Consider the following 23,701-nt stretch of genomic DNA (forward strand, 5'->3'; position numbering starts at 1 on the left):
ATATATCTTATCATCTCTATAATTGTATGGACAATACACTTCTTCTTATTATCATTGGTTGCCTGGGCATTCTCGCAGGAGGACTATTAGGATTTTACATTGCAAATCTTAAGAAGAAAGGACAGTTTATAAGTTTACAAGAACGACTTCACAATGAGCAAGAGAAGGTAGTTGAGGGTAAGACCGCTTTCGCGAAAGCGCAACAAGAAACCACATCGCTTAGACAAGAAAGCAGCAATCAGCTTCATGCATTACGCGCTGAAAGTGAGAAGCAAATAGCTTACATAAGAGAGGAAAAAGATCAATTTCAAAATGAGCTTACTGCACGTGATGTTGCCTATGAGAATCTCAAACTCCGCATGGATGAGAAGACCAACGAGCTAGAGCAATTACAAGAAAAATTTACCAAGGATTTTGAAATTATAGCTAGTAAAATACTCGATGAAAAGTCGAGTAAATTCACACTACAGAATCAAAAAAATATTGACAGTATATTAAAACCTCTTCAGGAAAAAATTGAAAAATTTGAACTCAAAGTAGAGTCTACTAACAAGGAAGCAATACACAGAAGTTCTGCCTTACATGAGCAAATTAAAGGCCTCACGGCTCTTAATGAACAAATGACTAAGGAGGCAAACAATCTTACCAAAGCCCTTAAAGGTGATAGTAAAATGCAAGGTAACTGGGGAGAACTTGTGCTAGAAAGGGTACTAGAAAAATCTGGTCTTGAAAAAGATAGAGAATATTTTATACAGCAGAGCTTTACTACAGAAGAAGGAAACAGAGTATTACCAGATGTGGTGATTCACCTTCCAGATAACAAAAAAATGATTGTAGATAGTAAAGTCTCGCTTCGCGCTTATGAGCGATTTGTAAATGAGGAAGAATTACATCTACGTGACACGCATTTAAAAGATCATGTAGCTGCTCTAAAACGTCACATACAACAGCTAAGTGATAAAAATTACCACGATCTTTACCAGATTGAAAGTCCAGATTTTGTATTACTTTTCATCCCTATTGAACCAGCGTTTGCAGTTGCGATAAACTATGATAACCAACTATATAATCAGGCTTTTGAGAAGAACATCGTGATTGTTACTCCGTCTACGCTGCTAGCAACATTGCGCACTATCGATTCCATGTGGAATAATGAGAAGCAACAACAGAACGCACTAGAGATTGCAAAGCAAGCCGGAGGATTATATGATAAATTTCACGGCCTAGTGACCGACTTAACTGCTGTAGGCAAAAAAATGGATGATGCTAAGACGGGATATTCGGCAGCAATGAATAAACTTATAGAAGGGAATGGAAACCTAATTACAAGAGTTGAAAAATTGAAAAAAATGGGAGCAAAAGCAAAGAAACAACTTCCAGAAAACATCGTTAATCGCGCTATTGCAAGTGACGATGATATAACCTTAATAGAATAAATCAATTATGAAAAAAATATTATTTGTAGTATTAACCACCATATTTCTTATGGCTGCGGGATGGTTTGCATTTATATACTACGTGCCTTATAGTAAAGGAACTCGCGCTGGAGAACTTATAAAATTTTCAAATAAAGGAGTAGTTTTTAAAACTTGGGAAGGTGAGATAAGTCAAGGTATAAGTGGCGCACAAATATTTAGTTTCTCGGTATTAGATCAAGAGAAAGAAGCAATTGAAGCGCTTAATGAATATCAAGGGCAATATGTGAAGCTAGAATATATAGAACGGTTTGGGACATTTTCTTTTTGGGGAGATTCAAAGTACTTTGTGACAAAAGTAATTCCAGAACAATCACCACATTTTAATAGACAATAAAAAAAGCCGCAAATTGCGGCTTTTTTTATGAGTATGATTTTAGTGCTAGTTTTTAACTAGTCTCTTGGTAGTCGTACGCTTACCATCTGTAAAAGAAACTATATAAATACCCGCTTGTAATCTCGTTATATCAATGTAATCATCATTTCCAGTGATGCTTTTACTTAGCATGGAATCTCCTAAGATATTATAGATTTCTACCTTAAGCTTACTATCAGAATCATTAGAAATTTGAACTTTATCAATCGCAGGATTAGGATAAATTGACACCGCTTCTGCAAGAGAAGTTTGGCTTACATTATCAACCTTTTTATAGTTATTTTGAGCAACAACCGTACTTACCGATAGGAAAAAGAAGCTCAATAAAAGTAATTTTTTAATCATCAATGGGGGAAAAATTAATTGTCTGTGCTTACAATATAAGATTGATTTTTTTAAAATCTTGTCATTGAAAGAATAAACCTACAATTATATTACAATAGCACGTCAAAATGCAAAATTTTTAACAATTTTAAGCAAAGAAAGTAAACATTATACTCTCACGTACAGCTTGTTAGTTTTATTTGAGCCAACTGTTTAGCACAAAAAAGCCTACTTAATCAAGTAGGCTTTTTCATAATTATTCCGAGATAATATTTAATTACTCAAGTACATTTTTCTACGAGCATATAGGTCATAAAATGCATCATCTCTTAAGTTGTCAATAAAGAGTATACTTTCTCCAGTACTCTTCATTTCTGGCCCTAAATTTTTATTCACATTAGGAAATTTATTGAAAGAGAATACTGGTTGCTTGATCGCATATCCTTCTAGTTGCGGGTCAAAAGTAAAGTCTTTTACCTTCTTAGCTCCTAGCATCACCTTAGTTGCATAATTTACATAAGGTTCTTTGTAAGCCTTAGCAATAAATGGAACCGTACGAGATGCACGAGGATTTGCCTCTATAATAAACACCTTATCATCTTTAACAGCAAACTGGATGTTTATAAGACCTACCGTATCAAGAGCTAGTGCAATTTTTCTAGTGTGATCTTTTATTTGCTCCATTACAAGATCTCCCAGATTAAAAGGAGGTAAGGTAGCGTTAGAGTCACCAGAGTGAATACCACACGGTTCTATGTGCTCCATAATACCGATGATGTAAACATCCTCGCCATCACAAATAGCATCTGCCTCTGCCTCTATAGCTCCATCTAGGTAGTGATCTAATAGTAATTTATTGTTAGGGATTTTACGAAGTAAATCTACTACGTGTTCCTCTAGTTCATTGTCATTTATTACAATCTTCATTCCTTGCCCTCCTAATACATATGATGGTCTTACAAGAATAGGGTAATCAAGTTTTGCAGCTACAGCTAGAGCCTCATCTGCTGTTTCGGCAACATCAAATTCTGGGTAAGGTATATTAAGATCTTTTAAAAGTGTAGAAAAACTTCCACGGTCTTCGGCAAGATCAAGTGCTTTATAGCTTGTACCCAATATTTTAATACCATAACGATCTAACTTTTCAGCTAACTTAAGAGCTGTCTGCCCTCCTAGCTGAACAATTACTCCTTCTGGTTTCTCATGACGAATGATGTCATAAATATGTTCCCAGAATACAGGTTCAAAGTAAAGTTTATCTGCAGTATCAAAATCTGTAGATACTGTTTCTGGATTACAGTTAATCATGATTGTTTCATAACCACACTCTGCAGCTGCCATTACACCGTGTACACAGCAGTAATCAAATTCTATTCCTTGACCTATACGGTTAGGACCAGAACCTAATACGATAACCTTTTTCTTATCTGAAACAATACTCTCATTGTGAGTTGTTAATGTTCCGTCTGCTAGCTCTACATCATTCTCAAAAGTAGAATAGAAATAAGGAGTTTTTGCAACAAACTCTGCTGCACAAGTATCTACAAGCTTAAATGTTCGATTTACACGCAGTTCATCGCGTTTAAATGTTACCTCACTTTCTAAGCATCCTAACATGTGTGCAATCTGACGATCTGCAAAACCTTGTTGCTTAGCTTCCATAAGTAAATTTCGCGGAAGCGTATCTAATTTATAGGTAGAGATTTCTTTCTCCATTGCATGCATCTCCTCATATTGTTTAAGGAACCACATGTCAATTTTAGTAATCTCATGAATACGATTTAATGGAATACCCATCTGGATGGCGTCATAGATTACAAATACACGATCCCAACTCGCATACGTAAGCTTCTCTATAATCTGATCATAGCTTTTATAACCCTTACCATCTGCTCCTAATCCATTACGCTTAATCTCAAGAGATTGTGTTGCTTTGTGTAATGCTTCTTGAAAAGAACGACCTATTCCCATCACTTCTCCTACAGATTTCATCTGTAAGCCAAGTGTGCGATCACTTCCTTCAAACTTATCAAAATTCCAACGTGGGATTTTTACAATTACATAATCCAGTGTTGGCTCAAAAAGTGCCGATGTAGACTTTGTAATTTGATTATCAAGCTCATCAAGGTGATAACCTATAGCTAGCTTAGTTGCAATTTTTGCAATAGGATATCCAGTTGCTTTAGATGCTAGTGCAGATGATCTTGATACACGTGGGTTAATTTCAATCGCAATAATCTCCTCTTCATTATCTGGATTTATTGCAAATTGTACATTACATCCTCCTGCAAAATCACCTATACTACGCATCATATGGATAGCCATATCACGCATTTTTTGATAAGTCACGTCAGAAAGTGTCATTGCTGGAGCTACTGTTATAGAATCTCCAGTGTGGATTCCCATAGGATCCATATTCTCTATCGCACAGATTATTACTACGTTATCATTTGCATCACGTAATAATTCTAGCTCATATTCCTTCCAGCCTAAAAGAGCCTTATCTATCATCACCTCGTGTACTGGCGATGCTTCAAGACCATGTGAAAGTAATTTATCAAAATCTTTTTCTTCAAATACAAATGAAGCTCCTGCTCCACCTAGTGTAAATGAAGATCGTATTACTAATGGAAAACCAAACTCTTGCGCAATCTCTTTTCCTTTTAAGAACGAGTTTGCACTTGCTTGTGGTGCCATCGGTATACCTATGTCGCGCATTAAGTTTTTAAACTGATCGCGATCTTCTGTAATATTAATCGCAGCAATATCAACACCTATAAGTTCTACACCAAAGTCTTTCCAGATTCCTTTTTCATCTGCCTCGATACAAAGGTTAAGCGCAGTTTGTCCACCCATTGTAGGAAGTACAGCATCTATCTGAGGATGTTCCTTTAAGATTTGAATAATTGACTTCGTATTTAATGGTAATAAATAAACATGATCCGCCATTGTCGGATCAGTCATAATAGTAGCAGGGTTAGAATTGATAAGAATTGTCTCAATACCATCTTCTCGTAAAGAACGTAGAGATTGAGATCCAGCATAATCAAATTCACACGCTTGACCAATGACTATAGGCCCTGAGCCTATAAGTAGAATCGATTTTAAGTTTTGATTTTTAGGCATTTACTTAATTTTTATCTAATGTTTTCTAAAATTAGGAACTTACAGGGTATAAAAAAAGGTGTTACTTAAAAAAAGCAACACCTTATATATACATCTTAAAGATGCATTATTTTTTATGACGAGTTTCAGAAGATACACTGATTTTCTTTCTTCCTTTAGCACGACGACGTGCTAAAACTTTACGACCGTTTACTGAAGCCATACGCTCTCTAAAACCGTGTTTGTTTCTTCTTTTTCTTTTTGATGGCTGAAACGTTCTCTTGCTCATTTTGTATCTTCTTTAAGGTCTTTATAAGACCGCCTTTAATTTCTTTTTATTACAGCTCTCTAAGCTGGGCGCAAATATACGAGAAGTTTTTACTTCTGCAAATGGAAAAATGAAAATATTTTATCTCCTTTTGTATACCTTTGCAATCGCCTCACAGAGTCAGGCAAAAATAACAAATCATTCGACCTAAATACAATATATGTTCAATAAAAATATCAAACTTGTTCTTGCCCTAGCCACACTGGCCGCTGCTGTATGGCAGTTTATTGAAAATGAAATAGGAAACGGCATCATGCTCTTACTATTAATGGGAATATTTATATTCTTATACTTTAAGAACGAAATTATACTCCTAGCCTTCTTACGCCTACGTAAACAAGACTTCCCTGGAGCACAAAAATGGCTTGAAAAAATCAAAAACCCAAGCGCTGCACTCGTTAAGAAGCAAGAAGGATATTACAATTACCTGCAAGGATTAATGGTATCACAAACTAATATGAGCCTTGCCGAAAAATATTTTAGAAAAGCCATTGAACTAGGTTTATCTATGGACGCAGATCTTGCTATGGCAAAACTGAGCCTTGCAGGTATAGCAATGAGCAAAAACCGCAAGCGAGAAGCACAAGTTCTTATGAAGGAAGCAGAGTCTCACGATAAGCACAATATGCTAGGTGAACAACTTAAAATGATGAAAGAAAACATGAAACGTGCGGGTAACCAACCTAAACAACAGTATGGACAGCGCACATCTGCCCGTGCTGGAAGAAGGCAAGGGAGATAACATCGCCCTTATTATTCTTTAGAAAAACGTGTTTTTAATTTCGCTTTTGCGAAAATTTGAGATCTCCCAGTGTCATCTACTATTATATGAAATCAGATTTCCTCACCTACCAAGCGCAAACCACTCCGCATCCACTAGCGATGGAAGTGGCACGTGCAGAAGGAAGTTATATATATGACACTGCAGATAAAAAATATCTAGATTTTGTCGCTGGAGTTTCTGCTTGCAGCTTAGGACATCAACACCCTAGAGTAAAAAATGCAATTACAGATCAGCTAGACAAATATCTACACGTAATGGTCTATGGAGAATACGCACAATCTCCAGCCGTACAAGTCACAAAGCTTCTTGCACAACATCTTCCTGAGTCACTAGAGAGCACGTATCTCGTAAATAGTGGTACAGAAGCAATAGATGGTGCTATAAAACTCGCAAGACGAGCAACAGGAAGAACAGAAATTATTGCTGCCGTAGATGCATATCACGGTAATAGTTATGGAGCGCTAAGCTTGATGAGTAACGAGGAGCGCACAGCGCCCTTCCGCCCTATGATAGGTGATGTATCTTTTATTAAGTTTAATTGCGAGCGTTATCTTGAACGTATAACAGAAAAAACCGCAGGTGTCGTTTTAGAAACAATCCAAGGTGGAGCAGGTTTTATAGAACCTACTCATAATTTTCTAGCAAAAGTTAAAGCGAGATGTCAGGAAGTTGGCGCTTTATTAATCTTGGACGAAATTCAACCAGGAATGGGTCGCACTGGCAAACTCTTCGGTTTTGAGCATTATAATGTAACTCCAGATATTCTTGTTACTGGCAAAGGTTTAGGTGGCGGTATGCCTATAGGCGCTTTTACCGCTTCAAGGGAAATGATGTCGTTGCTTTCAGATAATCCAAAACTTGGTCATATTACAACCTTTGGAGGTCATCCAGTGATTGCAGCTGCTGCACTCGCCACACTGCAAGAAATTACAGAGAGCAACCTAATGCAAGAAGCATTAGAAAAAGAACAATTAATCAGATCATTATTAGTTCATCCGTTTATCACAGAAATACGTGGCCGCGGCCTCATGCTAGCTGCCATGACACCTTCGGCAGAGATTGCTTCTGAAGTTATCCTCAAATGCCAAGATCGCGGATTGATTTTATTCTGGCTACTTTTTGAAAGTAGAGCGATAAGAATCACACCTCCACTCACTATTTCTAATGATGAAATTAAGGAAGGTTGTGAGATTCTTTTGGAAGCCTTGAACGAGGTTCACTAAGCACTTTATCTATAAATAGATTAGGTTTCATTATTTCTAACATTTCATTGGGAGTCTCACGCTTTCGCGAAAGCGTAAAAACTCGTAATTTTATAAAAAATTCTGCCCTTGAAATTCAAACTTGAATCACCCTTTAAACCTACTGGCGATCAGCCCACTGCTATTAAATCACTAGTAGACGGTGTAAACGCAAATGAAGCCTACCAAACACTGCTAGGTGTGACCGGAAGCGGAAAGACATTTACCGTGGCAAACGTGATTCAAGAAACGCAAAAACCCACACTCGTTCTTGCACATAACAAGACTCTTGCTGCCCAATTATACAGCGAGTTTAAGGCATTTTTTCCAAATAATGCCGTAGAGTATTTTGTTTCCTACTATGATTACTACCAGCCAGAAGCATTTATTCCTTCCTCTGGAGTTTATATTGAAAAAGATCTTTCTATAAATGAGGAGATAGAAAAAATGCGATTGAGCACCACTACCTCCCTACTCTCTGGGAGGCGTGATGTGATTGTGATAGCTTCTGTTTCTTGTTTATACGGTATAGGAAATCCAGCAGAGTTTCAAAAAAATATTATTGAGATTAAGCAAGATCAGGTCATTGCACGTACGATGTTACTTAAAAAGTTAGTGCAAAGTTTATATTCTAGAACAGAGAGCGAATTTAATCACGGGAATTTTAGAATTAAGGGAGATACCGTAGAGGTGTTTCCTGGATATGCAGATATGGCATTTAGGATTCACTTCTTTGGTGATGAGATTGAGGAGATTGAAGCTTTTGACCCAACATCTGCAGAGGTGATAGAGAAGTACTCGCAGTTACGCATCTACCCTGCAAATATGTTTGTGACCTCGCAAGATGTTCTGCAAGGAGCAATAAATCAAATAGGTGAAGACCTCACGAAGCAAGTTGGCTTTTTTGAAGGCGTAGGCAAACACCTAGAAGCAAAACGTCTCGATGAGCGCACTAATTTTGACCTTGAGATGATACGCGAACTTGGGTATTGCTCAGGTATAGAGAATTACTCAAGATATCTTGATGGGCGTGAGCCAGGCACAAGACCGTTCTGTTTATTAGACTTTTTTCCAGACGACTATTTAATGGTAGTAGATGAAAGCCACGTAACGGTTTCTCAAGTAAGTGCAATGTATGGTGGCGATAGAAGTAGGAAAGAAAATCTAGTTGAATACGGTTTTAGGCTCCCTGCAGCGATGGATAACAGGCCTCTTAAATTTGAGGAATGGGAAGCTATGCAGAACCAAGTCATCTACGTATCTGCAACTCCCGCAGATTATGAATTACAGAAAACGGAAGGAGCCTATGTAGAGCAAATCATTAGACCTACAGGCTTACTAGATCCTATCGTAGAAGTACGTCCATCCCTTAACCAGATAGATGATCTTATAGAAGAAATCACAAAAGTTACTGCCCGTAATGAACGTATTCTAGTCACTACACTTACCAAGCGTATGGCAGAAGAACTCACAAAATACCTCACAAGAATAGATATAAGAACTCGCTACATACACTCTGATGTAGATACGCTAGAACGGGTAGAAATCATGCAAGATTTGCGTAAGGGATTATACGACGTACTCGTAGGTGTAAACTTATTAAGAGAAGGACTGGATCTTCCGGAAGTCTCTCTAGTCGCTATTCTAGATGCAGATAAGGAAGGTTTTTTACGTAGCAATAGATCGCTCACACAAACGATAGGTCGTGCTGCCCGTAATATTAACGGTAAGGCGATCATGTATGCAGATAAAATTACTCGCTCTATGCAAGAAACCATAGACGACAGTAATTATCGCAGGCAAAAACAAATAGACTACAATACCAAGCACGGATTGAGCCCGATGGCAATAAAAAAATCGCTAGATAATGCAATGACTCAAAAAGAAGCTTATAAAATAGAAGCCGAAGAACTTGTAAACCTAGCTGCCGAAGATGCGCAAGAGTATCAAACAAGGCCGCAGATTGAAAAGAAAATAAGAAGCACTCGTAAGGCTATGGAAGCTGCTGCAAAAGAACTAGACTTTATGCAGGCTGCAAAGCTCAGAGATCAAATTAAGGTCTACCAAGATAAACTTAAGGAACTCGCATAAATAAGAAAGGGTCTCCTTACGGAAACCCAATCTCAAACTAACCAACTTAAATTGTTATGCTATCTCGATTAATCGAGATGGCTGCACACGTGATTCCTCACGTTTAGGCAATCCTATTGCAAGAATTCCATCTACGTACTCGGCTGTGATTTTTGCTGTATTTACAGACTCAGGTAAGTTAAACGAGCGTTTAAACGAAGTGTAATTAAATTCTCTTCTCGTAAATTTCTGAGTTTCTGCAGTCTCTTCGTCTTTCTTAATTTCAGAAGAGATTGTGAGCAAATCATTATCTAACTGAATATTAAAATCTTCTTTTTTGAGACCAGGAGCAGCTACCTGCACCGTAAAGGAATCATCCTTCTCTATAATATTTACAGAAGGAGTTGCAGTTGCAAATGTGTTTGTTCTTCCACCTAGCCAGTCAGTATTTAATAATTCTTCAAAAACTGATGGTAAATATGGAGCTGTATTTTTTCTAACTAAAGTCATAATTATAAATTTAAAGTTTAACTGATTCTGCTATGGGTTAGGCAAATTCAGTTCCAATGTAAAATTTATGACGTTTTGACCGATTTACAGTATTTAATACTGCCTTTTTGTCAATTATCGTTAGTTGTAGAATCTTTTAAAAATCTCAACTAGACGATGAGAAGGAATTATTTTATGCTCATAATCTCCCATTTCACTTAGGATTTGCTGCACTGCTTCTGCCCTGATACCTAACTTTAGTCCGTAATTGCGTAGCGTGTCAATTTCTACAAATTGAGTTTCCTCATCTACATTCATGACCAATAGAAGCCTATGAAACTGCGTGAGGCGTTGCATTTCTGTTTTGTACACCATCTTATCTTGAGGACTTTTTACAAGCTCATCAACCTCATCTTTTGATATTCCCATGCGTCTTGCAACCATAAGTATAAAATCATACTCGCGTTCATGTAAGTGATTATCTGCTTTTGCCATGAGCAACATATCAGATATAATTTGGAGATTTTCGGAGTTCATAGTATTTCTTTAAAGCGCAATGTAATTGATAATTTAGAGCGAGCGACACCCCCCCCTATTAATAGTTGGCTATTTTGTAATTTTAAGACTTAGCTTTAAGGAACTACGCTTTCGCGAAAGCGTAACACTAAAACCACCTAAAACAGACACCATCAACAACATGAAGTATATATACTCAACCATAGCGATACTTTTACTACTAGTAAGTTGCAAGCCTAAGGACACAAAACCAGCGTATGATCTCAAGATAAGCAATGTCTCCATTATAGACGAAAATGGAGCGCTAAGTAGTAATAAAAATGTGTATCTCAGTAATGATTCGATTTATAAAATTGAAGAGATAGGCACTCTTTCTGATGATAAAGATGGTAATGTAATAGACGGTAGTGGCAAGTTTTTACTTCTTGGGTTTTGGGATAATCATACTCATTTTCGCGGAGGCGAAGCTCTTATTCCTCAAAATGAAAAATTTCTTGAACAATTTATAAAATATGGAATTACAACGGTGCGCGATGCTGGAGGCGATCTCACTACCCAAGTACAGCAATGGAATGAAGAAATAAAAAATAAAAAGCGCACAGGTCCTACTATTTATACATCTGGACCTAAACTAGATGGAAAGAATGCTCGCTGGGCAGGTTCTATAGGCGTGAATACAGACGATGAGATAAGCAAAGCACTAGATTCTTTGCAGCAACTAGGCGTCGATTATGTAAAACTTTATGATAGTACGATAACTAGAGATACTTACCTATCCATAATAACACAAGCCGAAGAGCGCGGAATGATTACCTCCGGGCACATGCCTTTTACCGTGACACTAGATGAAACTATCACTGCTGGAATTGATAATATTGAACACCTCTATTATATCTTGAAAGGATGCTCTTCTCGTGAAAAGGAGATCACTCAAGACATAAAAGATGGAAAGCTAGGGTTCTGGGGAAGCATGGAACAGCTTATAGCAAGCTATGATGAGGAAACAGCACAAAGTACTTTTGACAAATTAAAAAGCAACAATGTGTACGTCACTCCTACTTTATACATAGGCGATGTGCTAAGTTATATGGACGAGGTAAATCATAGTGATGATGCCTATTTAAAAACGTTAGATGCAGATTTTATAGCCACTTATGAAGGGAGAAACAAAGGAGCATTGAATGCTAGCCCAAAAGCCAAGCAAGATAGAAAAGAGCTGCAGCAATTTTTTCTAAAACTCGTTGCTTCATTAGATAAAGCTGGAGTTAATCTACTTTCGGGATCAGATAGCGGCGCTTACAACTCATATACGTACCCAGGACAATCGTTACATGGTGAGTTACAAGAAATGGTAAAAGCTGACATCACTCCAGCAAATGCAATCGCAACGATGTATCAAGGTGCAAATTTTTTACACAAGAAAGGCTACCAGTTAGCCCCAGGTAACAAAGCAGATTTAGTGTTGCTTAATAGTAATCCGCTACTAGATATAAGCGCTACACAGGACATACATCTGGTGATTAAGGATGGTACAATCGTACATACTGAAAAATAAATTTATAAGCTTATTCACTTATAAACATACTTTATAAGTATATACACTTATAAATGTACTCTATAAGCTTATTTACTTATAAATATATTCTATAAGCATATTTGCTTATATTTGAATATCAAAGCATTTAAAAGGTGGATTATACCAATCATATAGTAATTTCTGGTGATTTTATTGCCTACACAAGTTTAAGCACGGACGAAAAGAAAACGCTCGAACAGCAGCTCTTACAGCTGTTTCAGCAACTAGAGACTAAATATAACACGTTCTCTAGACTCATTAAAGGAGATTATCTTGAGTGTGTAGTTCCAGATCCCGAAAATGGACTAGCCGTAGCGCTGGCAATCAAAACATTTATAAAGTCTTTAGAAATTGAGGAAAAAGTAGAAAATAATAGAACAAGAGTTTTTCAAACCTATAGCATACGCCTTGCCATGGGTTTAGGCAGGCTAGATAGATTTAATAGAGAAGAAAACATTATAGATGGCGATGCGATTTACAGAAGCGGTCGCGCCATAAGTAGCGAGAGCACTCACAATAAGGAGCGTATGGTTATAAAAAATACGCTATTCTTTAGTTCAATAAACGAGGAGCTAAACCTCAACATAGATGCGATTATCTCATTACTAGATCACTTACTAGCACGAGCAACTAGTAGACAGAGCGAGGTCTTATTTCTAAAAATCATGGGTAATAGTGAAAAGGTTATCGCAAAAAAACTAGGCGTAAGTCAGTCTTCTATTAACCAGCACTCCACAGCCTCTGGATGGAATGGAATGGACAAAGCCATCAGGTATTTTAATCACACTTTAAGTAAGATTTCATAATGGATATAGCAACTCTCATCGCCCTACAGACCATAGGTCACCTGCTAGCAGATTATACCTTTCAATCTAAGAAAACTGCAAAGTCAAAGGCAAAAAAAGGCTTTAAAAGCAAACATCTCAAGTGGCATATTCTCACCGTTTTTATTGCTTCTTTTATCACCTCTCTTGATTATAGGTTTCTACCCTGGGCAATAGCAATAGCTGGTATACACTGGATTATTGACGGATTAAAACCTCAATTACTTAACAACAAATGGCTGCATAAAGGTGCATTCTTTATTGACCAGTTACTACACATCATCACGTATGTTGCAGCAAGTGTTCTTTATGTAAATATCTTGGGGTGGCAACCACTTATACTAGATGCCTCCTACTTTCCAATAATATGCCTTATCGCTATGTTTTTACTTTGTACAAAGCCGGCAAACATTGTGATAAAAGAGATTTTCAATCTATTCTCGGTTTCATTTACAGAAAAATCACAAGACTTACCTAATGCAGGCCGACTCATAGGTATCACAGAAAGATGGCTAGTACTTGTGCTTATAATCGTAGGGCAGTTCAGCGCTGTAGGTTTTTTGATTACAGCAAAATCTATCTTAAGGTTTAAAGATGGTGACTATCTCAAAACAGAATATGTTTTGATAGGTACCATGTTGAGTTTTGCCATTGCCATTGGGTGTGCATTACTATACACACAATTCATAGCTCAATAACATCTTCGTTAAAAACGTCATTATCGCCGTATGTTTAACTTCTAGATGCTATTTTTATAAGTACAACCAAAATTTACAATCCATGTATTTCAAACACATTCTCGCGGGTATCATTGTTGTTTCCGCTTTCGCGAAAGCGTATTCTCAAAAAATATCGGTTCCTGTAGATACTACCATCGTATCAAGTCATTCTATCACTATTAAAGGAAAAACGATTCCGTATACGGCTACAGCTGGTTTTCAACCAGTCTGGGATGATGAAGGAATGCCTGTTGCGAGTTTATTATACACCTATTACAAACGTTCTGATATTAAAAATGATGAGACTAGACCATTAGTCATCTCTTTTAACGGAGGTCCAGGCTCTGCATCTGTATGGATGCACATTGCTTATACAGGACCACGCATCCTTAAAATAGACGACGAAGGTTATCCTGTACAACCATACGGCATAAAAAGTAATCCTAATTCGATTCTAGACGTAGCAGATATCGTATTTGTAAATCCTGTAAATACTGGCTACAGCCGAATGCTGCCTAATGAAAAAGGAGAAATGCCGGACTCTAAACAGTTTTTTGGGGTAAATGCAGATATTAAATATTTAGCCGACTGGGTAAATACTTTTGTTACAAGAAATAATCGCTGGCGTTCTCCTAAATTTTTAATAGGCGAAAGTTACGGTACCACTCGAGTATCTGGACTTGCCGCCGAACTTCAAGACAATAAATGGATGTTCATTAATGGGGTGGTACTCGTATCACCTACAGAAATAGGTTTTGATTTTGATGGTCCTGTAGAAGTTGCAAACCGTCTTCCTTACTTTACAGCTGCTGCTTGGTATCACAATATGCTACCTCTAGCCCTACAACAAAAAGACCTTACAGAAGTACTTGCCGAAAGTGAAGACTATGCGGTAAACGAACTCTTACCACTACTAGTAAAATCTGGCTATCTAGAAGCAGATAAAAAAGAGGCTGCTATTAAAAAAATGGCGTATTACTCTGGACTCTCAGAAACTACCATAAGACAAAACAACCTTGAAGTTCCTTTTAATTATTTCTGGAAGGATTTATTGAGAAACCGCGACGGACTTACCATAGGACGTCTTGATTCTCGTTATAAAGGACTAGACGTAAAAGAAGCTGGCGATAGACCAGATTACAATAGTGAGCTTACCTCATGGTTACATTCATTTACGCCAGCCATTAACTATTACTACAGCCAGGAATTAGGGTTTAAAACAGATCTTAGTTATAATATGTTTGGACCAGTGCGTCCTTGGGATCGCTCTAACAACAATGCTGGCGCTAGTTTACGCAAGGCTATGGGAGTAAACCCTAACCTCAACGTGATGATACAAAGTGGTTATTATGATGGTGCAACTACTTATTTTAATGCAAAATATGTGATGTGGCAACTTAATGCAAGTGGCAAATTATCTGATAGATTAAGCTTTAAAGGTTATAGATCTGGACATATGATGTACCTGCGCAATGAAGATCTTATCAATGCAAATGACGATTTACGAGACTTTATTAAAAAGTCTTCTGTAGGTATTGAGAAAGGAGCAAAACATTAAAGGATGTCCAAAAGGATTTTAATATAATTTAATAAATACAGCCCTTGACAAAAATTATTCAAGGGCTGTTTAATAATATATAGCTATCAACAAGACCACTACTCTTATTAAATACTATCTATACCTCTGGGGATTATACATTATCTTCTTTACAATATTCGGGATCCTTAAAACTCAGTTTCCAGAGATATTTGAACGAGACTATGAGCAATCTGCTTTGCGTGAGTTATTAAAGAATAATCCGCTTAAGTTATTTGTGCTAGCGGTTCTATTTGCTCCAATTATTGAGGAAATGATGTTTCGCACACTTATAAAGCCAAGTCACTCAGACATCATACTCCTGCTCTGCTCCTGGCCGCTCTTTTATTCAAATAAATTTATACCTGCAGATGTACATTGGGTAATAAAACTTGGATTCATAGCTATCTTCTTATTTACTGTATTCACCATTCTCAAACAATTTATACCAGAGCAGCGTACTCTTAAAATACGTAACTTCTTATCACGTCACGCTATGGTTGTTCTTATTGTGAGTTCGCTACTTTTCGGTATGGTGCACATTAATAATTATGTAGACACCTTTGTACTTAATGCAGCACTTATTACACTCATAATCCCGAGAATTATTTCAGGATTTATGATGGGATTACTTAAAATCAAGAATGAAAATATCGCTTGGCCTATGGCGCTTCATGCGATGAATAACGGTTTTGTAATTATCATTTTAATACTCTCTAAAACAATGGAAAATTCTTAAACGATGATTGTCACGCCTATAAAAAATAGTGAACTCGACGTCCTACAAGATCTTGCAATACGGACCTATTCAGCAGCATTTGCTCATAAAAATAAACCTGAAGTCATCGCAAGTTATTATGAGTACGCTTTCGCGAAAGCGCACCTAAACAAACAATTAGCTACTAAGGATTCACTATGGTTCTTTGCTCGTGACAATGATACTATTATAGGGTACCTAAAGTTGAATGTTAATCAGGCTCAAACAGAATTCCAAGAGCCTAATGGACTAGAAATAGAACGTATTTATATAGACACTACATACTTGCGCAAGGGTTATGGGAAACGGCTTATAGATTTTTCGATTTCCAAAGCGAGACAGCTTAAAAAAAACTACATTTGGCTTGGCGTTTGGGAGGAAAATCCAGACGCAATAACATTCTACAAAAAACAAGGTTTTATCATCACAGGCACTCATGATTATGATATGATTGCAGAGATTCAAACCGACTATATAATGACGCTTGATATATGAATAAGCAAATAGAATCCATCTCCGTATTTGATATGCTTAAAATAGGCGTGGGACCTTCAAGTTCTCACACGCTCGGACCTTGGCGTGCAGCAAAACGCTTTATTAAAAAATTAAAAGACACTAGTAAATTTGAGATGGTTTCTACTATAAAAGTAGATCTTTATGGCTCGCTATCTCTCACTGGTAAAGGCCATGCTACAGATGTTGCCGTGATTATGGGACTCACAGGTGCAGACCCACAAACCTGTAATATAGATGAAATCCCTACTACCGTAGACCACATAAAACTATTTAGACGTCTTGATCTTGATGGAGAGCTCACTTTCGACTTTAATCCTATAGAGGATATCATTTTTAATAGAAAATTTTTACCATTTCATCCTAATGGAATAAAATTTACAGCAACACTGGCCAATGATAAAAAGGTAGTAGAAACCTTTTATTCTATAGGTGGAGGCTTTGTAATTCAAAAAGAACGTAAACGTGCACAACGTAAAAAAATTGAGTTTGAATGTTTTCCGAGACCAGTAGAAAAGGCAACAGACTTACTCAAGTTTTGTAAACAAGAGGGGAAACCTATTTCTCAGATTGTTTTAGAAAACGAACTGTACCTTAACACAGAACAGGAAATTAACGAGCGTTTTAAACAAATTTGGGATGTGATGTTAGACTCCATGTACATAGGTTGCCACACAGAAGGAACACTCCCCGGCGGACTTAATGTAAGAAGACGAGCTTATGATTCTCATTTAAAACTTCAAAAAAACACCAATTATACAGATAAGTATGAGTGGATAAAAGCGATACGAAGCCAAGAAGTACGCTTTCGCGAAATATTGAAGTGGGTATCTTGTTTTGCTCTTGCAGTTAATGAAGTAAATGCCTCTTTAGGCCGAGTGGTTACCGCTCCTACTAATGGAAGTGCAGGAGTGATCCCTTCGGTACTGATGTACTACATCGTTATAGAAAATCACGATGCAAATTTTGAAGATATTAAAAGGTTCCTTCTCGTAGCAGGTGAGGTAGGAAGCTTATTTAAAAAAGGAGCAACCATCTCTGCAGCAATGGGCGGTTGTCAAGCAGAAATAGGAGTATCTAGTGCAATGGCAGCAGCTGGTCTTACAGAACTGATGGGTGGAAGCCCAGAGCAAGTTCTCATGGCTGCAGAAATTGCTATGGAACATCACTTAGGCCTCACTTGTGATCCTATTGGAGGTCTCGTACAGATTCCTTGTATAGAACGTAACGCCATGGGAGCAATCAAAGCTATTAATGCCTGTGAAATGGCTCTAGATGGAGATGCTGCAAATGCTAAGGTTCCTCTAGATAAAGTGATTGACACTATGTGGCAAACTGCTCAAGATATGAACACGAAGTATAAAGAAACCTCAGAAGGTGGTCTGGCTATAAACGTAGCCATGGCAGATTGTTAAGAGTGCTTTTATAAATACAACGCAACCTTACGGTGGAAAATGCATCTTTATAGAGAATCCTCACTAAATCCTACCTTAAATGAGAATTACTACAAGCGCGCTGGTCATTATCTTATGTTGCATTCAAACACTACGAGCACAGACCACTCGAGAAGAAAAGAAAGCGATACGTGTTGAAAAACGTGTAAAAAAAATTGAGCGCAGGGATAGCATCTCAAGGATACCCGTAAAATCATACCTAAGTCTCAGTTTAGTAAGTCCTATCACGCCTTTTCCTAGAATAAATATAGGCTACACAAAATCTCTTAATAATCACTGGTCTGTAGGTGGTAGCGTGGGAGTAGGTTTTCAAGGCTTGCCTTATACAAATGGAGATTCAAGCAATTATAGCCTTTATGAAATACGCCCCGAAGTACTTTATTTTATAGGCAAAGGAGATAAATATACTAATTATGTAGGCCTAGAGTTGTTTTACATAAACAGTAAAGAAACGCTAATTTCTGATACTTTTGAGCCTATAAACGATGCAAATGGCACAGTAGAACTTATAGCTTTTGACCGTGCAGACTATCAACGTGTAAAGAATGGGGTTCTAGTAAACTTTGGAGAGTACACTCGATTGTCAAATACACTTATGTTGCGTGTAAACTTTGGCCTAGGCTTTCGCTTTAAGGATAACAGCTATAGCAATATTGAGAATCCTAATTTTAGAGGATTTAATTTTGAAGAAAACTTTTTATTTAGTGATACAAATCCGCGACGTGAAGAGGGGTTCTCTACTGGATTTGAGTTTAATATGGACTTTAGATTAATTTATAAGCTAGATTAAAAAATTACTCCTTCTATCCCCGCTTCTCTACACAATCCTCTCGATCTCTCGTATCTACTATATAAAAGATTTTCCAGACTCCGTTGCGTTTAAAAAGTTGAAAACTATTTGTACCACAATGACTAAGACTACCATTAATATAAAATGAATATGGCGTCCATACATTTGCCATTTTACCATCCATTTTTATCTCATAATCTGCTATGCGCTCTTCAAAAACAGTAGTTTCTGGTATAGAGCAAATAGATAATAGAAACTGATTAAAGTCTTGCTTACTCAATTCAATCTCCCCAAGTTTCCCTTTGCCTATAGACTGCATCATAACATCTTCATGAACTACCTTTTTAATAAGTAGTGAATCCTGCTTATGGAAACCTTCAAAAAATGTTTGCACTACCTCTTTCACCTCTTGTTCTCCCTGAGGATCTTGATTTGAAGACTTGTAATAATGATTATCTGCTTTTACAAAAGCAAACAGTATAAAGACAGCAATCATTGGAACAAAAAGATATTTAAGACGCATAAAGAATGTTTAACACATAGGTATCTAATTTACTACTTTTGTAACAGAAAAAATAAACAAATGTCTACAGCCAAAAAAGAATACAAAAGAGTAACCGTAAAGTCTCTTACTGAGATGAAAGCTCGTGGAGAAAAAATATCAATGCTTACTGCCTACGATTATACCATGGCAAAAATAGTGGATGGTGCAGGTATAGATGTTATTCTGGTAGGGGATAGTGCTTCAAATGTAATGGCTGGACACGAGACCACACTACCTATTACGCTAGATCAAATGATATATCATGCCTCTTCTGTTGTGCGTGCTATTAACAGAGCTTTGGTCGTGGTAGATTTACCATTTGGTAGTTACCAGAGTGATCCTAAAGAAGCGTTACGATCTGCAATACGTATCATGAAGGAATCTGGAGGACACTCTATAAAATTAGAAGGTGGTAAAGAGGTAAAAGAAAGTATTAAGCGTATTCTTAACGCAGGAATCCCTGTAATGGGTCACCTAGGACTTACACCACAAAGTATCTATAAATTTGGTACTTATACGGTGAGAGCAAAGGAAGAAGAAGAAGCTCAAAAACTAAAGGAAGACGCACTAATGCTTCAAAAAGCAGGATGTTTTGCACTTGTTTTAGAAAAAGTTCCTGCAAAACTAGCTCAAGAAGTTGCCGCTAGCCTTACAATTCCAGTAATTGGTATAGGCGCTGGTGCTGGTGTAGATGGTCAAGTACTAGTAACGCACGATATGGTTGGAATGACACATGAATTCAATCCGCGTTTTTTGAGACGTTACCTAGATCTTCATACAGAAATGACAAAAGCATTTGAGCAATATAGCACAGATGTAAAAAATCAAAGCTTCCCTAACGAAGATGAGCAATATTAATACACCGTATTAAATTCCCTTATACCCATATTATCACGTAGAGCTTCATGCAATCGTGATAATATGGATATAATTATAGCTTCTAAAAGAAAAGCCATCAATGAATAATACCCTCTCTACTGCAGACAACCTCAACGTTATTTATGAGGATAATCACATTATTGTGATTAATAAACGTAGTGGGGATATCGTACAGGGAGATAAGACAGGTGATGCTCCATTAAGTGAGGTGGTAAAAAAATATATTGCTATAAAGTATGATAAACCCGGCGCCGTTTATCTAGGTGTTGTACATAGATTAGACAGACCTACTTCTGGAATTGTTGTATTTGCAAGAACAAGCAAAGCACTACCACGCCTCAACAAAGCCTTTGCCGAAAGAGAAACACAAAAGACCTACTGGGCGTTAGTAAAAAATCCGCCGCCGGCAGAGAGTGGAACTCTTATTCATTACCTCAAGAGAAATCCAAAGCAGAATAAAAGCTACGCTCATAAGCACGAGGTTCCGGATAGTAAAAAGGCAATTTTGGATTATAGAGTTATAAAAAAGCTCAAGACCTTTTTCCTACTCGAGATTGACTTGCACACTGGGAGACATCATCAGATTAGAGCCCAACTTACGGCTATAGGATCCCCTATAAAAGGCGATCTTAAATATGGTTTTGATCGTAGCAATCCTGACGGTAGTATAAGTTTGCTTTCGCGAAAGCTTACCCTCACCCACCCTGTAAAAAAGGAAGAAATGACTTTTACAGCCGAAGTTCCCGAAGGAGATGCTGTGTGGAAGGCTTGTAACTAGGGGTTTCCTACTTATTTCGCGACGCTCTTAAACTCTCTGCCACAACACTAAATAGTATTAAAGAACCTCCCAACACAGTACGCCATCCAGGGATTTCATTAAGAAAAATAATACCTAGAATGATCCCATAAATAGGCTGCACGCTTCCCATTAAACTAGCTGCTGTAACAGAAAATCTTTTGATACTAAACAAGAACATCGTGTGTCCTAAAGCGGTGGTTATAAGAGCAAGCAATCCTATATAAGGCAGCTCTGCAACAAAACCTTCGGTGTCAAAGATAAAATATGCTGGTATAAGCATAATCGCAATCACCAGCGTTTGGTACCACATCACTACAGACCCGTTATAGGAGCCTATTTTTGTCTTAACAAGCAGATTGCGTATTGCAAAACATAATGCAGACAGCAAGCCTATTAATATCGCAAGGAAATAGTCGTTTTCTGTATCAAAAGAAGGCGCAAGAAAGTAAATACCTATCAAGACAAGCACCCCTAGTAATAAGTGCATTTTTGAAAACTGCGTTTTTAAAAATAGTGGTTCTAGCAAACTAGTCATCACAGGATAAGTGAATAGCGAGAGCATCCCGATAGCAACATTGGATAGCTGTAAGGAATAAAAATAGGTAATCCAGTGTAGTCCCATAAAAACTCCAGAAAGAGCAATCGCAAGCATATCTTTTCGCGCAAGCGTAAAAGAAAAACCTTTCCACTTTATAAAGAGGCCAAGCAACAGCATTGCCCCAAAAGATCTAATACCTATGGTTACTGCAGGAGGTAAATCTATATATCTCCCCAAAACACCAGATGTGCTCACAAAAAGCATGGCAAGATTGATCTCTAATATATGTTTGGTGCTATTTTTCATATGATAATTATAGTTGAGGGAACACTATGATGTACATAATTAACGCAAAGATTGATGCGCTTTATTTTTGATTATATCTGCCACAGGTTTATTCTCTATTTTACTCTCTAACCAGGACAATACATCTAAGTATAAAAATGCTCTTCGCTCATAAGGATCTTCCTCATATTGCTTGAGCGTGCTGTGTAATTTCTTAAAAGCTCCCTTGAGTTCGTGAGGGTATATATCGCCTAAGTTTCGCACAAATTTAATCATCTCTTTTTGTACCTCATGCATATCATCCATCTTAATTAGAAACTTATAGGTGCTTCTTAATAGCGACTCTAGATGATAGTCCTTGCCAGCTTCATAATGAGCAATGAGATTGAGAATACGTGAGAAACACATGAGGTCTTCTCTACTTTTGAGACTATGATTATTGATTATTTTTTGACAGTACTCTATACATTTCACGTTATCTCCGGCTCCAAAGTATAGACTTGCAATCTTATAATAGAATATCATTACATGATGCTCATCTATTCTATATTTAGGAGATTTTAATCCTGCAAGCACCTCTTTTACAAGACCATCCTTATCACTAAAACTTCCCGTCATAAACTTATGATTAAAGCGATTGCTTGTCGTATATAGAAATAATAGCGTATCTAGGTTATCACCTTTAGGAAAGTTAGGATTCTCCTTTACGGTGGTGAGTTTATCGAGCGCTTCCTTAAACTTTGATTCGTGTTTGAGATAATATAAAGATTCGAGCAAATAATGTATTCCCTTTAAGTAGAATACTGGATTTTGCTTGATCATTGTTGGGTTATCATCAAAAAGTCTCACATAACGATCTGCATACTTGTAACTGGTCAAGAAGTCTTGCGTTAAAAAACTATACCACAGATGCGCTTTATACAACCACAACTTTTCTCTAAAGTTAAGTGTGTCATAATTATACTTAGGTAAATGCCCATCAAAGTAGTCAGTAAGGCGCTGCTTCTCTGCATCACTCTTCACATAACCCGTCTTGAGCATGATACTATATAATTGTAATGAGAGATTAGATAACTTACTAGCCATTACATTTTGCTCACTTAGCATTTTTGCTTGTACAGCAAGCTCATCTGCACGAGTAGATATACTTCTAGTGATATATTGGGTTTCTATAATTTTCTCTAATTCTACAATCTCGTAGGCCACGTTTTTTTCCTCATTCTCAAGCGCCATACTCTTGGCTTTATCAAGAATTTTGAGGCTTTGTTTATACAACCCTTTCTGATATAAGATGGTTGCAAAATCTAGCTGCTCTCGTATTTGAACACGTATATTTTGGTGCGCAGGAGTGAGCCGTAAGCTTATTAATAATTGTCTATAAAGATGTGCTTTAAGGTTAGAAAGTTGTGTTTTAGTAACTATTCCAGACTTTAAAATAGCAGTCTCATTATATGTTTTTTCTTTATCTAGAAATTCAAAAAGTTGCAAAAACTTGGCTTCACTATTTCCCACTAGTCGGCCTACGTACAGTTTAAACTGGCGCTTCTCACTCTTAGATAATGACTTTATTAAAATAAATAAAGAATCATTATGATCATTAAGCGTTGTAATGATTTTTCTCATAACTAATTGAAATACAGTTATTTGATTAGACTAAAATTAACCTTGATATCGTAAGCTTCTTTATAACTCACATCGTTTAAGAATAAGCAAGGTATAAATTCGTGTAGAAATGAATG

23 protein-coding genes are annotated in these 23,701 nt (G+C 37.1%); 15 read left to right on the forward strand and 8 right to left on the reverse strand.

Annotated features, from left to right (window positions below; genetic code table 11):
- Window positions 1–26 precede the first annotated feature (26 nt).
- Both rmuC and JM84_RS12185 read left to right on the forward strand, forming a co-directional pair.
- Window positions 27–1,436 carry a DNA recombination protein RmuC gene (rmuC, locus tag JM84_RS12180; protein WP_013751692.1) on the forward strand — a complete coding sequence of 470 codons (1,410 nt, stop codon included), beginning with the start codon at window positions 27–29 and terminating at the stop codon, window positions 1,434–1,436.
- Between the two features lie 7 nt (window positions 1,437–1,443).
- Complete coding sequence (locus tag JM84_RS12185) at window positions 1,444–1,812, forward strand: hypothetical protein (protein WP_013751691.1); 369 nt, start codon at window positions 1,444–1,446, stop codon at window positions 1,810–1,812.
- 45 nt (window positions 1,813–1,857) lie between these two features.
- On the opposite strand, the gene JM84_RS12190 is transcribed toward JM84_RS12185, so the two are convergent.
- The 3 genes from JM84_RS12190 to rpmH form a co-directional block, all read right to left on the reverse strand.
- Window positions 1,858–2,175 carry a T9SS type A sorting domain-containing protein gene (locus JM84_RS12190; RefSeq protein ID WP_158307010.1) on the reverse strand — a complete coding sequence of 106 codons (318 nt, stop codon included), beginning with the start codon at window positions 2,173–2,175 and terminating at the stop codon, window positions 1,858–1,860.
- Between the two features lie 273 nt (window positions 2,176–2,448).
- Window positions 2,449–5,301 (reverse strand): carbamoyl-phosphate synthase large subunit, encoded by a 2,853-nt coding sequence (gene carB / locus JM84_RS12195; RefSeq protein ID WP_013751689.1) that lies wholly within the window; start codon window positions 5,299–5,301, stop codon window positions 2,449–2,451.
- A 106-nt stretch (window positions 5,302–5,407) separates the two neighbouring features.
- Window positions 5,408–5,569, reverse strand: a complete 162-nt coding sequence (gene rpmH / locus JM84_RS12200; protein ID WP_013751688.1) for a 50S ribosomal protein L34 — start codon at window positions 5,567–5,569, stop codon at window positions 5,408–5,410.
- Between the two features lie 199 nt (window positions 5,570–5,768).
- Between rpmH and JM84_RS12205 the strand changes: the two genes are divergently transcribed.
- The 3 genes from JM84_RS12205 (at window position 5,769) to uvrB (ending at window position 9,724) form a co-directional block, all read left to right on the forward strand.
- The gene (locus tag JM84_RS12205; protein ID WP_013751687.1) at window positions 5,769–6,350 is read left to right on the forward strand and encodes a hypothetical protein; all 582 of its coding nucleotides are present in this window, start codon (window positions 5,769–5,771) and stop codon (window positions 6,348–6,350) included.
- Window positions 6,351–6,436: 86 nt separating this feature from the next.
- On the forward strand, window positions 6,437–7,615 hold the full coding sequence (locus tag JM84_RS12210; protein ID WP_144784569.1) for an aspartate aminotransferase family protein: 1,179 nt from the start codon (window positions 6,437–6,439) through the stop codon (window positions 7,613–7,615).
- Between the two features lie 108 nt (window positions 7,616–7,723).
- Window positions 7,724–9,724: an excinuclease ABC subunit UvrB gene (uvrB, locus tag JM84_RS12215; RefSeq protein WP_013751685.1), complete on the forward strand. Its 2,001-nt coding sequence runs from the start codon at window positions 7,724–7,726 to the stop codon at window positions 9,722–9,724.
- Window positions 9,725–9,778: 54 nt separating this feature from the next.
- On the opposite strand, the gene JM84_RS12220 is transcribed toward uvrB, so the two are convergent.
- Both JM84_RS12220 and JM84_RS15405 read right to left on the reverse strand, forming a co-directional pair.
- On the reverse strand, window positions 9,779–10,213 hold the full coding sequence (locus JM84_RS12220; RefSeq protein WP_013751684.1) for an Hsp20/alpha crystallin family protein: 435 nt from the start codon (window positions 10,211–10,213) through the stop codon (window positions 9,779–9,781).
- A gap of 120 nt (window positions 10,214–10,333) precedes the next feature.
- Complete coding sequence (locus JM84_RS15405) at window positions 10,334–10,729, reverse strand: hypothetical protein (RefSeq protein WP_013751683.1); 396 nt, start codon at window positions 10,727–10,729, stop codon at window positions 10,334–10,336.
- Between the two features lie 160 nt (window positions 10,730–10,889).
- Here JM84_RS15405 and JM84_RS12230 point away from each other — a divergent pair, with 160 nt between their 5' ends.
- The 8 genes from JM84_RS12230 to JM84_RS12265 all read left to right on the forward strand — a co-directional run bounded on the left by JM84_RS12230 (window position 10,890) and on the right by JM84_RS12265 (window position 18,917).
- Window positions 10,890–12,263, forward strand: coding sequence for an amidohydrolase family protein (locus JM84_RS12230; protein WP_013751682.1), 1,374 nt, complete (start codon window positions 10,890–10,892; stop codon window positions 12,261–12,263).
- Window positions 12,264–12,397: 134 nt separating this feature from the next.
- Entirely contained in the window at window positions 12,398–13,090 is a 693-nt protein-coding gene (locus tag JM84_RS12235) for a fumarate hydratase (protein WP_013751681.1), read from the forward strand.
- Window positions 13,090–13,806, forward strand: a complete 717-nt coding sequence (locus JM84_RS12240; protein WP_013751680.1) for a DUF3307 domain-containing protein — start codon at window positions 13,090–13,092, stop codon at window positions 13,804–13,806. The genes JM84_RS12235 and JM84_RS12240 overlap by 1 nt, the downstream gene beginning before the upstream one ends.
- Before the next feature lie 82 nt (window positions 13,807–13,888).
- Entirely contained in the window at window positions 13,889–15,385 is a 1,497-nt protein-coding gene (locus JM84_RS12245) for a S10 family peptidase (protein ID WP_013751679.1), read from the forward strand.
- Between the two features lie 217 nt (window positions 15,386–15,602).
- On the forward strand, window positions 15,603–16,142 hold the full coding sequence (locus JM84_RS12250) for a CPBP family intramembrane glutamic endopeptidase (protein WP_158307009.1): 540 nt from the start codon (window positions 15,603–15,605) through the stop codon (window positions 16,140–16,142).
- 3 nt (window positions 16,143–16,145) lie between these two features.
- Entirely contained in the window at window positions 16,146–16,655 is a 510-nt protein-coding gene (locus JM84_RS12255; protein WP_144784571.1) for a GNAT family N-acetyltransferase, read from the forward strand.
- Window positions 16,652–18,088: an L-serine ammonia-lyase gene (locus tag JM84_RS12260; protein ID WP_013751677.1), complete on the forward strand. Its 1,437-nt coding sequence runs from the start codon at window positions 16,652–16,654 to the stop codon at window positions 18,086–18,088. Before JM84_RS12255 ends, JM84_RS12260 begins: the two co-directional genes overlap by 4 nt.
- A gap of 79 nt (window positions 18,089–18,167) precedes the next feature.
- Window positions 18,168–18,917 carry a hypothetical protein gene (locus tag JM84_RS12265; RefSeq protein WP_013751676.1) on the forward strand — a complete coding sequence of 250 codons (750 nt, stop codon included), beginning with the start codon at window positions 18,168–18,170 and terminating at the stop codon, window positions 18,915–18,917.
- 13 nt (window positions 18,918–18,930) lie between these two features.
- Here JM84_RS12265 and JM84_RS12270 read toward each other — a convergent pair whose 3' ends face one another.
- Window positions 18,931–19,440 carry a nuclear transport factor 2 family protein gene (locus JM84_RS12270; protein ID WP_013751675.1) on the reverse strand — a complete coding sequence of 170 codons (510 nt, stop codon included), beginning with the start codon at window positions 19,438–19,440 and terminating at the stop codon, window positions 18,931–18,933.
- Between the two features lie 60 nt (window positions 19,441–19,500).
- On the opposite strand from JM84_RS12270, the gene panB reads away from it, so the two are divergent.
- Both panB and JM84_RS12280 read left to right on the forward strand, forming a co-directional pair.
- Window positions 19,501–20,319: a 3-methyl-2-oxobutanoate hydroxymethyltransferase gene (gene panB / locus JM84_RS12275; protein ID WP_013751674.1), complete on the forward strand. Its 819-nt coding sequence runs from the start codon at window positions 19,501–19,503 to the stop codon at window positions 20,317–20,319.
- A 100-nt stretch (window positions 20,320–20,419) separates the two neighbouring features.
- A complete protein-coding gene (locus JM84_RS12280; protein WP_013751673.1) occupies window positions 20,420–21,118 on the forward strand; it encodes an RluA family pseudouridine synthase in 699 nt (232 codons plus the stop codon).
- Between the two features lie 7 nt (window positions 21,119–21,125).
- On the opposite strand, the gene JM84_RS12285 is transcribed toward JM84_RS12280, so the two are convergent.
- Both JM84_RS12285 and JM84_RS12290 read right to left on the reverse strand, forming a co-directional pair.
- A complete protein-coding gene (locus tag JM84_RS12285; RefSeq protein WP_013751672.1) occupies window positions 21,126–21,983 on the reverse strand; it encodes a DMT family transporter in 858 nt (285 codons plus the stop codon).
- Between the two features lie 39 nt (window positions 21,984–22,022).
- Window positions 22,023–23,585, reverse strand: coding sequence for a hypothetical protein (locus JM84_RS12290; RefSeq protein ID WP_013751671.1), 1,563 nt, complete (start codon window positions 23,583–23,585; stop codon window positions 22,023–22,025).
- Window positions 23,586–23,701 lie beyond the last annotated feature (116 nt).

The sequence above is a fragment of the Dokdonia sp. Hel_I_63 genome (assembly GCF_007827285.1).
GTDB lineage: Bacteria > Bacteroidota > Bacteroidia > Flavobacteriales > Flavobacteriaceae > Dokdonia.

What these genes read in the sequence shown, in the direction of transcription:
- JM84_RS12270 (WP_013751675.1), bottom strand. Translation starts at nt 19,440, where the DNA reads ATGCGTCTTAAATATCTTTTTGTTCCAATGATTGCTGTCTTTATACTG.
- JM84_RS12265 (WP_013751676.1), top strand. Translation starts at nt 18,168, where the DNA reads ATGAGAATTACTACAAGCGCGCTGGTCATTATCTTATGTTGCATTCAA.
- JM84_RS12245 (WP_013751679.1), top strand. Translation starts at nt 13,889, where the DNA reads ATGTATTTCAAACACATTCTCGCGGGTATCATTGTTGTTTCCGCTTTC.
- JM84_RS12185 (WP_013751691.1), top strand. Translation starts at nt 1,444, where the DNA reads ATGAAAAAAATATTATTTGTAGTATTAACCACCATATTTCTTATGGCT.
- rpmH (WP_013751688.1), bottom strand. Translation starts at nt 5,569, where the DNA reads ATGAGCAAGAGAACGTTTCAGCCATCAAAAAGAAAAAGAAGAAACAAA.
- JM84_RS12255 (WP_144784571.1), top strand. Translation starts at nt 16,146, where the DNA reads ATGATTGTCACGCCTATAAAAAATAGTGAACTCGACGTCCTACAAGAT.
- JM84_RS12290 (WP_013751671.1), bottom strand. Translation starts at nt 23,585, where the DNA reads ATGAGAAAAATCATTACAACGCTTAATGATCATAATGATTCTTTATTT.
- JM84_RS12230 (WP_013751682.1), top strand. Translation starts at nt 10,890, where the DNA reads ATGAAGTATATATACTCAACCATAGCGATACTTTTACTACTAGTAAGT.
- JM84_RS15405 (WP_013751683.1), bottom strand. Translation starts at nt 10,729, where the DNA reads ATGAACTCCGAAAATCTCCAAATTATATCTGATATGTTGCTCATGGCA.
- JM84_RS12260 (WP_013751677.1), top strand. Translation starts at nt 16,652, where the DNA reads ATGAATAAGCAAATAGAATCCATCTCCGTATTTGATATGCTTAAAATA.
- JM84_RS12280 (WP_013751673.1), top strand. Translation starts at nt 20,420, where the DNA reads ATGAATAATACCCTCTCTACTGCAGACAACCTCAACGTTATTTATGAG.
- carB (WP_013751689.1), bottom strand. Translation starts at nt 5,301, where the DNA reads ATGCCTAAAAATCAAAACTTAAAATCGATTCTACTTATAGGCTCAGGG.
- JM84_RS12210 (WP_144784569.1), top strand. Translation starts at nt 6,437, where the DNA reads ATGAAATCAGATTTCCTCACCTACCAAGCGCAAACCACTCCGCATCCA.
- JM84_RS12285 (WP_013751672.1), bottom strand. Translation starts at nt 21,983, where the DNA reads ATGAAAAATAGCACCAAACATATATTAGAGATCAATCTTGCCATGCTT.
- JM84_RS12240 (WP_013751680.1), top strand. Translation starts at nt 13,090, where the DNA reads ATGGATATAGCAACTCTCATCGCCCTACAGACCATAGGTCACCTGCTA.
- JM84_RS12205 (WP_013751687.1), top strand. Translation starts at nt 5,769, where the DNA reads ATGTTCAATAAAAATATCAAACTTGTTCTTGCCCTAGCCACACTGGCC.
- JM84_RS12220 (WP_013751684.1), bottom strand. Translation starts at nt 10,213, where the DNA reads ATGACTTTAGTTAGAAAAAATACAGCTCCATATTTACCATCAGTTTTT.
- panB (WP_013751674.1), top strand. Translation starts at nt 19,501, where the DNA reads ATGTCTACAGCCAAAAAAGAATACAAAAGAGTAACCGTAAAGTCTCTT.
- rmuC (WP_013751692.1), top strand. Translation starts at nt 27, where the DNA reads ATGGACAATACACTTCTTCTTATTATCATTGGTTGCCTGGGCATTCTC.